Genomic DNA, 13391 nt, shown 5'->3' with positions numbered 1-13391 from the left:
CGTCGTCATGGTCCGCGTCACCCCGAGAGATGGAAGTTGCCGGAGGTTCCGTAGATCGCCAGCGAGATCAGCAGCGTCACCGACACCACCGCGACCAGCGAGGTGCGCACGGCATTGCCGACCGCGATGCCGACCCCGACCGGGCCGCCCGCCGCGGTGTAGCCGTAATAGGTGTGGATCAGCATGATCGCGAGGGCCATGAAGATGGCCTGCGCGAAGGACCAGAGGATGTCGCTGGGGATCAGGAACGTGGAGAAGTAGTGGTCGTAGACGCCCGCCGACTGCCCGTAGATCACCACGGTGGCGAAGCGGCTGGCCACGAAGGAGGCGATCACCGCGAGTGCGTAGAGCGGGATGATCGCGATCATCCCGGCCAGCACCCTGGTCCCGATCAGGTACGGCACCGGCCGGATCGCCATGGATTCCAGCGCGTCGATCTCCTCGGCCACCCGCATGGCGCCGAGCTGCGCGGTGGAGCCGGCCCCGATGGTGGCGGCCAGGCCGATGCCGGAGATCACCGGCGCCGCGATCCTGACGTTGATGAAGGCGGCGAAGAAGCCGGTCAGCGCCTCGACGCCGATATTGCCGAGCGAGCTGTAGCCCTGCACCGCGATGGTGCCGCCTGCGAAGAGCGTCAGGAACCCGACGATCACCACCGTGCCGCCGATCACCGCCAGCGCGCCGGTGCCCATGCTGATCTCCGCGATCAGCCGGATGGTCTCGGTGCGGTAGTGGGTGATCGCGCGCGGCATCGAGGCCAGCGCCTGCATGTAGAAGACGGCCTGCTTGCCGATCGCGTCGAGCGAGTCCGAGCTGCGGCGCAGCCGCCGGACCGTGCGCGGGAAGCGGGACTGGATCACGAAGGCCATCGCGTCACCGCACCGTGAACTTGATGCCGGCCGCCGTGACGACCACGTTCACCACGAACAGGGCCATGAAGGCGAAGACGACTGTCTGGTTCACCGCGTCGCCCACGCTCTTCGGGCCGCCCTTGACGTTCAGCCCGAGGTAGCAGGCGACCAGCCCGGCGATCAGCCCGAAGAGCCCGGCCTTGATCTCGGAGATGATCAGCTCGGGCAGGTGGGTGAGCAGCGTGATCCCGTTGACGAAGGCGCCGGGGTTCACGTCCTGCAGGAAGACCGAGAAGAGGAAGCCGCCTGCGATACCGATCGTGCAGACCAGGCTGTTCAGCATGAGCGCCACGAACATCGAGGCCAGCACGCGCGGAACCACAAGGCGCTGAATCGGATCGATGCCGAGCACCCGCATGGCGTCGATCTCCTCGCGGATGGTGCGGGCGCCGAGGTCGGCGCAGATCGCGGTGGCGCCCGCGCCCGCCACGATGAGCACGGTGACGATCGGCCCCACCTGGGTCACCGAGCCGAACGCGGCACCGGCGCCACTCAGGTCGGCGGCGCCGATCTCGCGCAGCAGGATGTTCAGCGTGAAGCTGACCAGCACCGTGAACGGGATGGCGACCAGCAGCGTCGGCACCAGCGAGACCCTGGCGATGAACCAGGACTGGTCGACGAACTCGCGCGCCTGGAACGGGCGGCGGAAAGCCGCGCGACCGACATCCGCGGTGAGTTCGAAGAATCCCCCGACGGCCCTGAGGGGCACAGCAAGGACGGGGTTCATCGGCGATCCTCCTTGCTCGACCCTGCTTCGCATGATTAGAACATGTTCACCCCGCTCAACGGTGGATTTCAGCACTTTGAAGTGCTGATTTCCTCCAATTTGCGGACTAAAATTGTAACGAGTGTCTATTCAGAGTTGGACAGGTGTCTGTGAGGCACCCCACAGCGCAACCCCATTCCTACCCTGCGTGGCCGCCACGATCAACAGTCCTGGACAGATGATCAAAACGGCGGCCCGGCGATGGAACGGCTATCAACCCAGGTCGGTCAGGGACTTGGCGGAGAAAGTACGCCCATCGGGGCGCTCCGCGAAGTAGGCGCCGAGTGTCTCGGCCAGTCCCGCGTCGGACCACTCCGGCCCGGCCGCGTCGAACCGCTGCTCGACCTCGGGCGCCGCCATCAGCGCCACCATCGGGCCGTAGACGACGAAGACCTGCCCGCTCACCGCCTCGGCGGCGGGCGAGGCCAGGTAGGTCACCAGCCGGGCCACGTGCTCCGGCGCCAGCGGGTCGACCTCGCCCTCCGGCGCGTCGCTGAAGACCGCCGCCGTCATGGCGGTGCGGGCGCGCGGGCAGATGGCGTTGGCGCGCACCCCGAACCGGGCGAGGCCGCGCGCCGCCGAGAGCGTCAGCGCGGTGATGCCCGCCTTGGCGGCGGCGTAGTTCGCCTGCCCCTCCGGGCCGAGCAGCCCGGCCTCGGAGGAGGTGTTCACGATCCGCCCGTACACCGGGCCGCCCGCCGCCTTGGACTTGCCGCGCCAGTAGGCGCCCGCGTTCCTGGTGAGCAGGAAGTGGCCGCGCAGGTGCACCGCGAGCACCGCGTCCCACTCCTCGTCGGACATGTTGAACAGCATGCGGTCCCTGGTGATGCCCGCGTTGTTGACCACGATGTCCAGCCCGCCGAATGCCTCGTCGGCCGTGGCGATCAGCGCGTCGGCGGTCTCCCGCTCGGCGATGCTGCCCGCGACGAACTCCGCCTTGGCGCCGAGTGCGCGGATCGCGGCCAGCGTCTCGGCCACCGCCTCGTTCTCGCTCAGGTCGTTGACGACGACCGAAGCGCCCGCGGCGGCGAGGCCGAGCGCCTCCGCCCTGCCGAGCCCGGCGCCCGCACCGGTCACGACGGCCACTCGCCCGGCAAGGATCGGTTCTGCTTCGCTCACGGCGCCGACTTTAGAACGTGTTCCAGTTCACCGCAAGCAATTCTCAGGAGAGCCGCAGCGCGGCCTTCGGGCACTGCGCCACCGCCTCCGCCACCGCGGGGCGGTCGCCCTCGGCAACCTCCTCGCCGTGGATGTGCAGGTAGTCGTCATCATCGAGTTCGAACACGTCGGGGGCGATTCCGACGCAGACACCGTTCGCTTCACACTGGTCGGTATCCAAGATGATCTTCATCGAGTTCTCCTCTGCCGTGGCTGCGGCTTGTGCGCCGGATCCGATCCGGATCGTGGATCAATACTGGAACATGTTTCAGCCGATATGCAATGATCGGGACAATCCATTTCCGTCGAAGCCCCTCGAGTGGCTCTCCTCGACCGATCCGAGTATGAGGTTCTGCCGATGCGCATCGCGTACACGCCGCAACAGGAACAACTCCGCGCCGAGCTCCGCGCGTACTTCGCGAAGCTGATCACCCCCGAGCGCCGGGCGGCGCTGAGCGCGCAGACCGGCGAGTACGGCGAGGGCAACGTCTACCGCGAGGTCGTCGCCGAGATGGGCAGGGACGGCTGGCTGGCACTGGGCTGGCCGGAGGAGTTCGGCGGCCAGAACCGGCCGATCCTGGACCAGCTCATCTTCACCGACGAGGCCGCCATCGCCGGCGCGCCGGTGCCCTTCCTGACCATCAACTCGGTCGCGCCGACGATCATGCACTACGGCACCGACGAGCAGAAGAAGTTCTTCCTGCCCAAGATCGCGGCGGGCGAGCTGCACTTCGCCATCGGCTACTCCGAGCCGGGGGCAGGCACCGACCTGGCCTCGCTGCGCACCGCGGCGGTGCGCGACGGCGACGACTACGTGGTCAACGGCCAGAAGATGTGGACCAGCCTGATCGCCTACGCCGACTACATCTGGCTCGCCGTGCGCACCGACCCGAGCGCCCGCAAGCACAAGGGCATCTCGATGCTCATCGTGCCGACCACGGCCGACGGCTTCTCCTGGACGCCGGTGCACACCATGGCGGGCCCGGACACCAGCGCGACCTACTACCAGGACGTCCGGGTTCCGGTGTCGGCCCGTGTCGGCGCGGAGAACGGCGGCTGGTCGCTGGTCACCAACCAGCTCAACCACGAGCGGGTGGCGCTCACCTCCGCCGCGGCGCTGCAGCTCGCGCTGCGGCAGACCGTCGAGTGGGCGCGCGAGACCACGTCGCGGGACGGCAACCGGGTGATCGACCAGGAGTGGGTGCAGCTCAACCTCGCCAGGGTGCACGCCAAGGTGGAGCACCTCAAGCTGCTGAACTGGGAGATCTCCAGCCGCGCCGACGCGGGCGGCGACGCCGCGCCGCGACAGTGGGACGCATCGGCCTGCAAGGTGTACGGCACCGAGCTCTCCACCGAGGCGTACCGGCTGCTCATGGAGGTGCTCGGCCCGCAGGCGTACCTGCGCCAGGACTCCCCCGGCGCGGCGCTGCGCGGGCGGCTGGAGCGGATGCACCGGGCCGCGCTCATCCTCACCTTCGGCGGCGGCACCAACGAGGTGCAGCGCGACATCATCGCCATGACCGCGCTGCGCCAACCCGCCGCTGCCCGTTGAACACCGCCGCCCGCTGAACTCCCCCGGAGAGGTCGAACAACCATGGATTTCACCCCCACCGAGGCGCAGCAGGATCTGGGCAGGCTCACCGCGGAGGTGTGCGGCAAGCTCGTCACCGCCGACCGGCTGCGCGAACTCGACACCGCCGCCGTCCGCTTCGACGAGCCGCTCTGGGCGGCGCTGACCGAGGCCGGCGTGGCCGCGGCGACGCTGCCCGAGTCGGTCGGCGGGAACGGCTTCGGCGTGCTGGAGCAGACCGCGGTGCTGCGCGAGCTCGGCAAGCACGTGGCGGCGGTGCCGTACCTCTGGTCCGCGGTGCTCGGGGCCGGTGCGCTCGCCGAGTTCGGCTCCGAATCCCAGCGCGAGCTGGCCGGGCGGGCGCTGCTCACCGTCGCGCTGGCCGAGGAGCGGAACTGGGGCGGGGTTCCGGCCGCCACCGCGCGGGCCGACGGCGCCGCGCTGACGGTGACCGGTGAGCTGATCACGGTGCCGTTCGCGGCGCAGGCCGAGCGGATCCTCGTCCCGGTCGCGGTGGGCGACGCGGTCGCCGTCGCGCTCATCGACCCCGCCGGGGCAGGCGTCACGATCACCGAGCAGCTGGTGGTCGACCGCAGCCCGGAGTACCTGGTCGCGCTCGCCGATGCCCCCGCCGAGCTGGTCGGCACCGTGGAAGACGGTGCGCGCGTGCTCGACTGGCTGCGGCTGCGCGCCTGGCTCGGGCTCGCCGCGCTGCAGCTCGGCACCCTGGAGCGGGCGCTGGAGCTGGTGGCCGGGTATGCCCGCGAGCGCGAGCAGTTCGGCAAGCCGGTCGGCAGCTTCCAGGCCGTCGCGCAGCGCCTCGCCGACGCCTACATCGACATCCAGGGGCTGCGGCTCGCGGTCACCCAGGCGGCCTGGCAGCTGGCCGAGGGGCTGGACGCGGCGGGCGCCGTGCACACCGCCAAGTTCTGGGCCGCCGAGGCCGGGCACCGGGTCGCGCACACCGTGGTGCACGTGCACGGCGGTGTCGGGATCGACCGCGACCACATCGTGCAGAGCTACTTCATCGCCGCCAAGCACAACGAGTTCGCCCTCGGCGGCGCCACCGACCACCTCCGCGCCATCGGCGCCCTCTTCGCCGACCGCGCCGATATCGCCGCGGTCTAGGGGGTCGCCGCGAAGCTCGGCAACTCGGCTGCGATGGCCGGAACACCGAACTCGCCCTGGCAGACAGCGAGCACGAACCGCTCGGCCCGGTCCACGTCGAACCCGGGATCGAGCGGATAGCCGTTGAGGTGCAGGAATACCCAGGTCGCGTACCAGGCGAGCCGCTTGTTGCCGTCGACGAGGCCGTGATTGCGGGCCACCGATTCCATCAGCGCCGCCGCCTTGTGCCAGAGGTCGGCGTACGCATCCTGGCCGAAGACGCTGGTCCGCGGCCGGGCCAGTGCGGAATCGAGCAGGCCGTAATCACGGACCTCCGGTGTCCCGAGCCGCTGCGCGAGACCAAGCAACTCGGGCAGCGTGAGGTACTCGATCACGCCAGCCTCCGGTTGAGCTCCTCACTCGCTCGGAGGACATGGTCCGCCGCCTCGTTGAAGATCCGCGCCCGCTCGCTGATCGCCGTGATCACCGCGTTGCGCACGAACTGCTGCATGCTCGTCCCCTCGGCCTCGGCGCGCTGCCGCAGGGCGTCGAGTTCGTCGTCCGAGAAGCGGATGTTCAAGCCGGCCATACGCCCATGGTACCGAGTGGTACCACCGGCTGGCGCAAGCGTGTTCGCCCGGACGCCCCTGTCCGGTCGTCCCCCGCCGGGGAGGCGCTGCGGATCGAGCTGTAGCGAACCGGGAAACGGCTACAGCGCCATCGCTGAACTCACGCTCCGCGCCGCTCGGCGGCGGCGCGGCTCCGAGCGTCGACGACTTCGTTGCCTCGGGAGAAATCCACCTGAGCCGCCGGGTTGGCGACCGCGGTGACGATGCAGCTGCCGAAGACACCGTCGGCGTCGAAGAGCGTGGCGGTGCCGACCGAGACCCCGTCGACGCCGATGTGGTTGTCCGCCTCGACCCCGAGCGACTTCCCGCGCGGCAACCGGGCCAGCGCGAGCGTCAGATCGCCGTTGATGAACCCGACCCCCTCGCTCCCCCAGTTCGTCATCAGGCTGGTCGACTCCCCGATGATCGCGGCGGCCGCGAAGGGCCCGGTCACCTCGTCCCGCAGCACCGAGACCGGCTCCTGCCAGCAGCGCTTGCGGCTGTCGTTCTGGTGCTCACCGAGCTGCGAACTCCACCCCGACGGGTGCGCGTCGCTACCCCAGATGTGCGTGTCGGTACCGGAGCGCAGCTCGGTCGGCGGCGGTGCGGGCTGCTCGGCGCGGGTCCAGAGCGCACCGGGCGGCTGCTCGGAGCGGCGCAGGAAGACCGCGCTCGCCCGCGCCACCACCTTGCCGTCCTGCCGCAGCTCGGCGTCGGCGACCACGATCCGCCGCCCGGTGCGCGCCGCCTCGGTCGCGATCTCGAGCGGCTTGCGCAGGGTCGGGCGGAAGAGGTCGACGGTGAGCCGGGCCGGAACGAACTCCGGCGAGCCGTACTCCCGGTCCAGACACTCGGCGAGCAGCCCGCAGAGCGCGGGCCCGTTCACCATGTCCGGCGACCACGCGCTGGCCGCCATGGCCAGCGGCGTGAACGCCCGCTCGGCGGTGCGCTCGAAGAACGCCCACGGAAGACTCATCTCACCCTCCACAGAAACAACGGGCCGCCGCGCGTCCCCGCGCGACGGCCCGTGAGAAGACCCGGCTACTTGCCGGTCGCCTCGGCGTGCTCGTCGGCGGGCCGTGCCTCGGTCTGGTCCTTGGCCCAGCGGTAGTCCGGCTTGCCCGCGGGCGACCGCTTGATCTCGTCCACGAACCACAGGCTGCGCGGCAGTTTGTACCTGGCGATGCTCTCGCACATCGTCGGGTGCAGCTCGGCCAGGGTGGGCTTGGCGCCCTCGCGCGGCTGCACCACGGCCACCACGCGCTGCCCCCAGCGCTCGTCCGCGACCCCGACCACCAGCGCGTCGAAGACATCCGGGTGTGCCTTGAGCGCGCCCTCGACCTCCTCGGGGAAGATCTTCTCGCCACCGGAGTTGATGCTCACCGAGCCGCGGCCGAGCATGGTGACCGAGCCGTCCTCCTCGACCCGCGCGTAGTCGCCGGGGATGGAGTAGCGCACTCCGTCGTACTCGCGGAAGGTCGCGGCGGTCTTCACCGGGTCGTTGTAATAGCCGAGCGGGATGAACCCCTTGCGGGCCAGGATGCCGATCTGGCCGGAACCGGGCTCGACCGGCTTGCCGTCCTCGCCGAGCACCGAGGTGGAGGCGTCGATCTTGACCCGCGGCCCGCCGTCGGACGCACTACCCTTGGCGACCACGCTGAGCCCGGCGAAACCCGTCTCCGACGAGCCGATCGAGTCGGTGATCATGGTGTTCGGCAGCAGCTCCAGGTACTTGTCCTTGAGGCTGGGCGAGAAGAGCGCCGCGGAGCTGGCCAGCGCGTAGAGCGCGGAGTGCTCGTACGGCTTCCCGGTCTCCGGGTTGCCCTCGATCAGCGCGTCCAGCATGGGCCGCGCCATGGCGTCGCCGGTGATGAAGACGACGTTGATGGTGTGCCGGTCGATGTGCTGCCACACGCCGTGCCCGCTGAACTCCGGGATCATCACCAGCTTGCCGCCGCTGAACAGGCTCTGGAAACTGGCCCACTGCGAGCCGCCGTGGATCATCGGCGGGATCGGGAAGCGGGTCAGCCCGGGGCTCGCGGCGCCCTGCTCGGCCAGCTCGGTCTCGGTCTTGACGTACTCGCCGGTCATGAAGTTGATGCCGCCGCCGAGCACCCGCCACACGTCCTCCTGGCGCCACATGACGCCCTTCGGCAGGCCGGTGGTGCCTCCCGTGTAGAGCATGTAGAGGTCGTCCGGCGAGCGCTCGCCGAAATCCCGCTCGCCGCTCGCCGCGGCCAGCGCGGCCTCGTACTCGACGGCGCCCTCCGGGTACGGCGTCTCGGTGCCGTCCTCCACCACGACGAGCGTGCGCAGCGCGGGCACCTTCGCCCGGACCGCCGCGACCTTGTCGCCGTAGCGCCGCTCGTGCACGAGCGCCACCATGTCCGAGTTCTCGAAGATGTGCTGCAACTCGTTCTCGACGTAGCGGTAGTTGACGTTGATCATCACCGCCCGCGCCTTGAAGACCGCGATCATGGCCTCGACGGCCTCGATCGTGTTCCGCGAGTAGATGCCGACTTTGTCGCCCGGACGCACGCCCTGTTCGAGCAGGTGGTGAGCCAGTTTGTTGGCCCGCTCCTCCAACTGGGCGTAGCTGATCTCCCGGACGTCGTCGACCAGGGCGATCCGGTCCGGCATGAGATCGATGGCGTGTTCGACGAGATCCGCTATGTTGTAGCTCACAGAGCTAAAAATAGAACGTGTTACTGTTTCTGACAAGCCTCAGAAGTCAGGAGAACCCGATATGGCGCAGTGCCTCGTCGAGAAGCGGGACCACGTCCTCATCGTCACCTTGAATCGACCGGAGGCGCGGAACGCGCTCACCACCGAGATGATGGGCATCATGCTCGATGCCTGGGACCAGGTGGACGAGGATCCGGAGATCCGGGTCGCGATCCTGACCGGCGCGGGTGGCGCCTTCTGCGCGGGCGCCGATCTCAAGGGCATGACCAAGAAGCACCCGGGCGAGAGCTTCAGCGGCGGATTCGACGCCACCACGCTGCCCGCGCTGCTCAAGGGGCGCCGGCTGCGCAAACCGCTGATCGCGGCGGTGGAGGGTGCGGCCATCGCGGGCGGCACCGAGATCCTGCAGGCCACCGATATCCGGATCGCGGGCGAGGGCGCGAAGTTCGGCGTCTCCGAGGCGCGCTGGGGGCTGTACCCGCTCGGCGGGTCGGCGGTCCGGCTGGTGCGCCAGCTGCCGTACACGATCGCGGCCGACATTCTGCTCACCGGACGGCACCTGACCGCGGCGGAGGCCAAGGAGATCGGGCTCATCGGCTACCTGGTGCCAGACGGTGGCGCGCTGGACAAGGCGCTGGAGATCGCGAACGTGATCGCCGGGAACGGCCCGCTGGCGGTGCAGGCCATTCTGCGCACGATCCGGGAGACCGAGGGGATGCCGGAGGACGAGGCGTTCAAGATCGACGGCGAGGTCGGGATGGCGGTCTTCAAGACGAAGGACGCCAAGGAGGGGCCGCGGGCCTTCGCGGAGAAGCGCAAGGCGGTCTTCACCGGCGAGTAGTGGCGGCTTCGCCGGGTGCCGCGGCGGTGGCGGCCACCGCGGCACCGGGCGATATCGCCCGGCGGGCTACTCCGCCCCGGGGTAGTCCATCCAGAACGGCTCCCAGGTGTGGCCGTCGGGGTCGATGAAGTTGCGGCCGTACATGCCGACGGCCGCCTCCTCCGCCTTCTTGGTCTCGTCGACCTCCTCGGTGGCGCCTGCCGCGAGCGCCGCGTCGACCAGCGCGTCCACCTCCTGCGCGCTGCCGAGCGCGAGCGCGTAGGAGGCGGCGCGGGCGGCGACCGTGTCGGCGGTCGGGCGCTTGCCGAAGGTCTGGAAGTACTCCCTGGTCAGCAGCATCAGGCAGATGTTGTCGTCGATCACGATGCAGGACGCGTTCGCGTCGGTGAAGTCCTCGTTCACCTTCCAGCCCAGCGTCTCGTAGAAGCGCTTGGCACGCGGTAGGTCGGCGACGGGCAGGTTCACGAAAATCATCTTGCTGGCCATGGCGGCCTCCTGACGTGGTGCGTTCGGGGGTCAGCAGAAGAGACGGCGCCGCGCGCCCGGATTCATCGCCTCCGAATTTCGGGGCTCAAATCTGTCGGGGCGCTGTGGCAGGGTGAGCCCATGGAGACCCCCACCGCCGCTACCAGCGCCGGTGTCACTCCGGAGGTGCTCACCGCCTTCGAAGGGCACCGGCGCGAACTCTGTGCCTACGCGTACCGCATGCTCGGCTCCTCGTTCGAGGCCGAGGACGCGGTGCAGGAGACCTTCACCCGCGCCTGGAAGTCCTACGGCTCCTTCGAGGGGCGGGCCAGCCTGCGCTCCTGGCTGTACCGGATCGCGACCAATGTCTGCCTGGACATGCTGGACGGCCCGCAGCGCCGGGCCAGGCCGATGGATATGAACGGGCCGTCCCGCCCGGATTCCACGCTGCCCGCCCCGCAGCCGGACTACGTCTGGATCGAGCCGATCCCGAACGCGCTCGCCTTCGGCGCCGATCCGGCCGAGCACGCCAGCACCAAGGACACGCTGCGGCTCGCCTTCGTCGCGGCCTGCCAGCACCTGCCCGCCACCCAGCGCGCCATCCTGATCATGCGCGAGGTGCTCCGCTTCTCCGCGAACGAGACGGCGCAGGCGCTCACCATGTCGCCCGCCTCGGTGAACAGCGCGCTGCAGCGGGCGCGCGCCACCATGTCCAAGGTGACGCCGGCCGAGACCGACGAGTACGACGAGGCGAACGAGGAGCAGCGCAAGCTGGTCGACGATTTCGTCGCCGCCTTCGAGGCCTACGACATGGACACGCTGACCACGCTGCTGAAGACCGACGTCGCGCTCTCCATGCCGCCGCTGGAGCTGTGGGTCTCCGGCCCGCGGGACGTCGCCGCCTTCATGCTCGGACACGGCGCCGCCTGCCGCGATTCCCGGATGGTGCGGCTGGCGGGCGCCAACGGCCTGCCCGCCTTCGGCCACTACAAGCCGAGCGGCGAGCCGGGGCGCTGGACGCCCTGGTCGATCACCGTGCTCGAGCTGGACGGCGGTGCGGTCGCCGGGCTGAATTTCTTCCTCGACACCGACCGGCTCTTCCCGCTCTTCGGGCTCCCGCCGGAACTGCGGGAGCCCGCCTGATTTCTAGAACGAGTTCTACCCCTGCACGAGCGGGGCGATCCGACGCATGGACTCCAGGTCCGGCACCGAGACCAGGAGCATGGTGACGCCCGCCTTCTCCCAGACCGGGAGCTGCGCCCGCACGTGGTCCTCGTCGCCGATGATGGCGGTGTCGAGGATCATCTCGTCCGGCACCGCCGCGGCGGCCTCCGCCTTCTTCCCGGCCCGGAAGAGCTCGGTGATCTCGTCGACCTCGCGGTCGTAGCCCATGCGCCGGTACACGTGCGCGTGGAAGTTGAGTTCCGGCGCGCCCATGCCGCCGATGTAGAGCGACATCACCCAGCGCATCCGCTCGATCTCGGCCGCGGCGTCGTCGGTGACGACCACCTGGCAGCTGGCGGCGATCTCGAAGTCCGCCCGCGAACGCCGGGCGCCCGCGCGCGCGAACCCCTCGTCCAGCCACTCGTTGTACATCCCGGCGAGCCGGGGGGCGTAGTAGATGGCCAGCCAGCCGTCCGCGATCTCGGCGGTCAGCGCGACGTTCTTCGGCCCCTCGGCCCCCAGCCAAATGGGCAGATCCGCGCGCAGCGGGTGCGTGATCGGCTTGAGCGGCTTGCCGAGCCCGGAGGCGCCCGGCCCGGTGTAGGGCAGCGGGTAGTGCGGGCCCGCGCTGGTCACCGGGGCCTCGCGGGCCAGCACCCGGCGCACGATGTCGACGTACTCCCTGGTCCGCTGCAACGGCTTGGCGAACGGCTGGCCGTACCACCCCTCCACCACCTGCGGGCCGGAGACGCCGAGCCCGAGCACCGCCCGGCCGCCGCTGAGGTGGTCGAGGGTGAGCGCGTGCATGGCGGTGGAGGTCGGGGTGCGCGCGGAGAGCTGCACCACCGAGGTGCCGAGCCGCACCCGGCTGGTCCGCGAGCCCCACCAGGCGAGCGGGCCGAAGGCGTCCGAGCCCCACGACTCGGCGGCGAACACCGCGTCGAAACCGGCCTCCTCGGCCGCCGTCACCATCTCGCCCGCGTTGGCGGGCGGGGCGGCCATCCAATACCCCAGTTGCAATCCGAACTTCACGATCGACCCCTTTCGCGGCCAACTGCTTGCCAGCAGAATAAGAACCTGTTCTACTCGATGTCGTGACTCAGGGGAATACTGCTTCCGCCGTCGTCGCGGCCGCACCCGGCAATGATCCGGATCATGCGCCCGACGTACTCAGCGCGCCCCTGCGGGTGCACTTCGACTACACCAGATCGGTCGGCCCGATCATCGGCGCCTTCCTCGGCGGGCTGCGCGCAGGCACGATCACCGGCATCCGCGGCTCGGACGGCCGGGTGCTCGTGCCACCGGCCGAGTTCGACCCGGTGACCAGCGAGCCGCTGACCGAGTTCGTCGACGTGGCCGAGGTCGGCACCGTGACGTCGTGGAGCTGGGTGAGCGACCCACTGCCCGGTCAGCCGTTCGACCGGCCCTTCGCCTGGGCGCTGATCCAGCTGGACGGCGCCGACACCGCCCTGCTGCACGCCGTCGACGTGCCGAGCGCGGACGACATGCGCACCGGCCTCCGGGTCCGGGTGCGGTGGGCGGCCGAGCGCACCGGCTCGATCAACGACATCGCGCACTTCGTCCCCGGCGAAACCGCCGAGCCCGCGGCGGATTCCGCCGCCGCCGAGCCGGTGACGATTCTGACCACGCCGGTGGAGCTGCACTACAACCACACCGCCTCTCCTCAGGAAACGGTCTACCTGCGCGGGCTGGCCGAAGGCAAGCTCATCGGCGGCCGCACCGACGCCAACGGCAAGGTCTACTTCCCGCCGCGCGGCGCCAGCCCCACCGACGGCATCCCCACCGACGACATGGTCGAGCTCAGCGACTCCGGCACCGTCACCACCTTCTGCATCGTGAACGTCCCGTTCCTCGGGCAGCGGATCAAGCCGCCGTACGTCGCGGCCTACGTGCTGCTCGACGGCGCCGACATCCCGGTGCTGCACCTGGTGCTCGGCTGCGACGCGAGCGAGGTGCGGATGGGCATGCGGGTGGAGGCGGTCTGGAAACCGCGCGAGGAGTGGGGCCACGGGCTGGAGAACGTGGACCACTTCCGGCCGAGCGGCGAACCGGACGCCGACTACGAGACCTACAAACACCACCTGTGAGGCCAATC

General features: G+C 69.9%; 15 protein-coding genes. 5 read left to right on the top strand and 10 right to left on the bottom strand.

From position 1 onward, the window contains the following. Nucleotides 1-17: 17 nt before the first annotated feature. The 4 genes from LTT61_RS20980 to LTT61_RS20965 form a co-directional block, all read right to left on the bottom strand. Nucleotides 18-869: an MlaE family ABC transporter permease gene (locus LTT61_RS20980; protein ID WP_233015776.1), complete on the bottom strand. Its 852-nt coding sequence runs from the start codon at nt 867-869 to the stop codon at nt 18-20. Between the two features lie 4 nt (nt 870-873). Then, nucleotides 874-1638, bottom strand: a complete 765-nt coding sequence (locus tag LTT61_RS20975; protein WP_233015775.1) for an MlaE family ABC transporter permease — start codon at nt 1636-1638, stop codon at nt 874-876. Nucleotides 1639-1890: 252 nt separating this feature from the next. Then, entirely contained in the window at nt 1891-2796 is a 906-nt protein-coding gene (locus LTT61_RS20970; protein WP_233015774.1) for a 3-oxoacyl-ACP reductase, read from the bottom strand. 43 nt (nt 2797-2839) lie between these two features. Continuing rightward, a complete protein-coding gene (locus tag LTT61_RS20965) occupies nt 2840-3028 on the bottom strand; it encodes a ferredoxin (RefSeq protein WP_233015773.1) in 189 nt (62 codons plus the stop codon). 165 nt (nt 3029-3193) lie between these two features. Here LTT61_RS20965 and LTT61_RS20960 point away from each other — a divergent pair, with 165 nt between their 5' ends. Further along, complete coding sequence (locus tag LTT61_RS20960) at nt 3194-4387, top strand: acyl-CoA dehydrogenase family protein (protein WP_233015772.1); 1194 nt, start codon at nt 3194-3196, stop codon at nt 4385-4387. 42 nt (nt 4388-4429) lie between these two features. Then, the gene (locus LTT61_RS20955) at nt 4430-5533 is read left to right on the top strand and encodes an acyl-CoA dehydrogenase family protein (protein ID WP_233015771.1); all 1104 of its coding nucleotides are present in this window, start codon (nt 4430-4432) and stop codon (nt 5531-5533) included. Here the strand turns inward: LTT61_RS20955 and LTT61_RS20950 are convergent. The 4 genes from LTT61_RS20950 to LTT61_RS20935 form a co-directional block, all read right to left on the bottom strand. After that, on the bottom strand, nt 5530-5907 hold the full coding sequence (locus tag LTT61_RS20950) for a type II toxin-antitoxin system death-on-curing family toxin (protein WP_233015770.1): 378 nt from the start codon (nt 5905-5907) through the stop codon (nt 5530-5532). The genes LTT61_RS20955 and LTT61_RS20950 overlap by 4 nt on opposite strands. After that, on the bottom strand, nt 5904-6101 hold the full coding sequence (locus LTT61_RS20945; RefSeq protein ID WP_233015769.1) for a plasmid mobilization protein: 198 nt from the start codon (nt 6099-6101) through the stop codon (nt 5904-5906). The genes LTT61_RS20950 and LTT61_RS20945 overlap by 4 nt, the downstream gene beginning before the upstream one ends. A gap of 140 nt (nt 6102-6241) precedes the next feature. Beyond that, nucleotides 6242-7096 carry an acyl-CoA thioesterase domain-containing protein gene (locus tag LTT61_RS20940; RefSeq protein WP_233015768.1) on the bottom strand — a complete coding sequence of 285 codons (855 nt, stop codon included), beginning with the start codon at nt 7094-7096 and terminating at the stop codon, nt 6242-6244. A 65-nt stretch (nt 7097-7161) separates the two neighbouring features. Further along, nucleotides 7162-8805: an acyl-CoA synthetase gene (locus tag LTT61_RS20935; protein WP_233015767.1), complete on the bottom strand. Its 1644-nt coding sequence runs from the start codon at nt 8803-8805 to the stop codon at nt 7162-7164. Between the two features lie 61 nt (nt 8806-8866). Between LTT61_RS20935 and LTT61_RS20930 the strand changes: the two genes are divergently transcribed. After that, entirely contained in the window at nt 8867-9646 is a 780-nt protein-coding gene (locus LTT61_RS20930) for a crotonase/enoyl-CoA hydratase family protein (protein WP_233015766.1), read from the top strand. Between the two features lie 66 nt (nt 9647-9712). Here LTT61_RS20930 and LTT61_RS20925 read toward each other — a convergent pair whose 3' ends face one another. Continuing rightward, nucleotides 9713-10132, bottom strand: coding sequence for a VOC family protein (locus LTT61_RS20925; protein WP_233015765.1), 420 nt, complete (start codon nt 10130-10132; stop codon nt 9713-9715). Nucleotides 10133-10252: 120 nt separating this feature from the next. Between LTT61_RS20925 and LTT61_RS20920 the strand changes: the two genes are divergently transcribed. Further along, nucleotides 10253-11254, top strand: coding sequence for a sigma-70 family RNA polymerase sigma factor (locus LTT61_RS20920; protein ID WP_233015764.1), 1002 nt, complete (start codon nt 10253-10255; stop codon nt 11252-11254). Between the two features lie 15 nt (nt 11255-11269). Here LTT61_RS20920 and LTT61_RS20915 read toward each other — a convergent pair whose 3' ends face one another. Then, nucleotides 11270-12307 carry an LLM class F420-dependent oxidoreductase gene (locus tag LTT61_RS20915; protein WP_233015763.1) on the bottom strand — a complete coding sequence of 346 codons (1038 nt, stop codon included), beginning with the start codon at nt 12305-12307 and terminating at the stop codon, nt 11270-11272. Between the two features lie 62 nt (nt 12308-12369). On the opposite strand from LTT61_RS20915, the gene LTT61_RS20910 reads away from it, so the two are divergent. Then, entirely contained in the window at nt 12370-13383 is a 1014-nt protein-coding gene (locus LTT61_RS20910; RefSeq protein ID WP_420094676.1) for a Zn-ribbon domain-containing OB-fold protein, read from the top strand. Nucleotides 13384-13391: the final 8 nt, after the last annotated feature.

This window comes from Nocardia asteroides (assembly GCF_021183625.1).
Classification (GTDB): domain Bacteria; phylum Actinomycetota; class Actinomycetes; order Mycobacteriales; family Mycobacteriaceae; genus Nocardia; species Nocardia asteroides_A.
The sequence above is the reverse complement of the archived record's forward strand: the minus strand, read 5'-3'. Positions and strand labels throughout refer to the sequence as shown.

What these genes read in the sequence shown, in the direction of transcription:
- LTT61_RS20980 (WP_233015776.1), bottom strand. Translation starts at nt 869, where the DNA reads ATGGCCTTCGTGATCCAGTCCCGCTTCCCGCGCACGGTCCGGCGGCTG.
- LTT61_RS20975 (WP_233015775.1), bottom strand. Translation starts at nt 1,638, where the DNA reads ATGAACCCCGTCCTTGCTGTGCCCCTCAGGGCCGTCGGGGGATTCTTC.
- LTT61_RS20965 (WP_233015773.1), bottom strand. Translation starts at nt 3,028, where the DNA reads ATGAAGATCATCTTGGATACCGACCAGTGTGAAGCGAACGGTGTCTGC.
- LTT61_RS20960 (WP_233015772.1), top strand. Translation starts at nt 3,194, where the DNA reads ATGCGCATCGCGTACACGCCGCAACAGGAACAACTCCGCGCCGAGCTC.
- LTT61_RS20955 (WP_233015771.1), top strand. Translation starts at nt 4,430, where the DNA reads ATGGATTTCACCCCCACCGAGGCGCAGCAGGATCTGGGCAGGCTCACC.
- LTT61_RS20945 (WP_233015769.1), bottom strand. Translation starts at nt 6,101, where the DNA reads ATGGCCGGCTTGAACATCCGCTTCTCGGACGACGAACTCGACGCCCTG.
- LTT61_RS20940 (WP_233015768.1), bottom strand. Translation starts at nt 7,096, where the DNA reads ATGAGTCTTCCGTGGGCGTTCTTCGAGCGCACCGCCGAGCGGGCGTTC.
- LTT61_RS20930 (WP_233015766.1), top strand. Translation starts at nt 8,867, where the DNA reads ATGGCGCAGTGCCTCGTCGAGAAGCGGGACCACGTCCTCATCGTCACC.
- LTT61_RS20925 (WP_233015765.1), bottom strand. Translation starts at nt 10,132, where the DNA reads ATGGCCAGCAAGATGATTTTCGTGAACCTGCCCGTCGCCGACCTACCG.
- LTT61_RS20920 (WP_233015764.1), top strand. Translation starts at nt 10,253, where the DNA reads ATGGAGACCCCCACCGCCGCTACCAGCGCCGGTGTCACTCCGGAGGTG.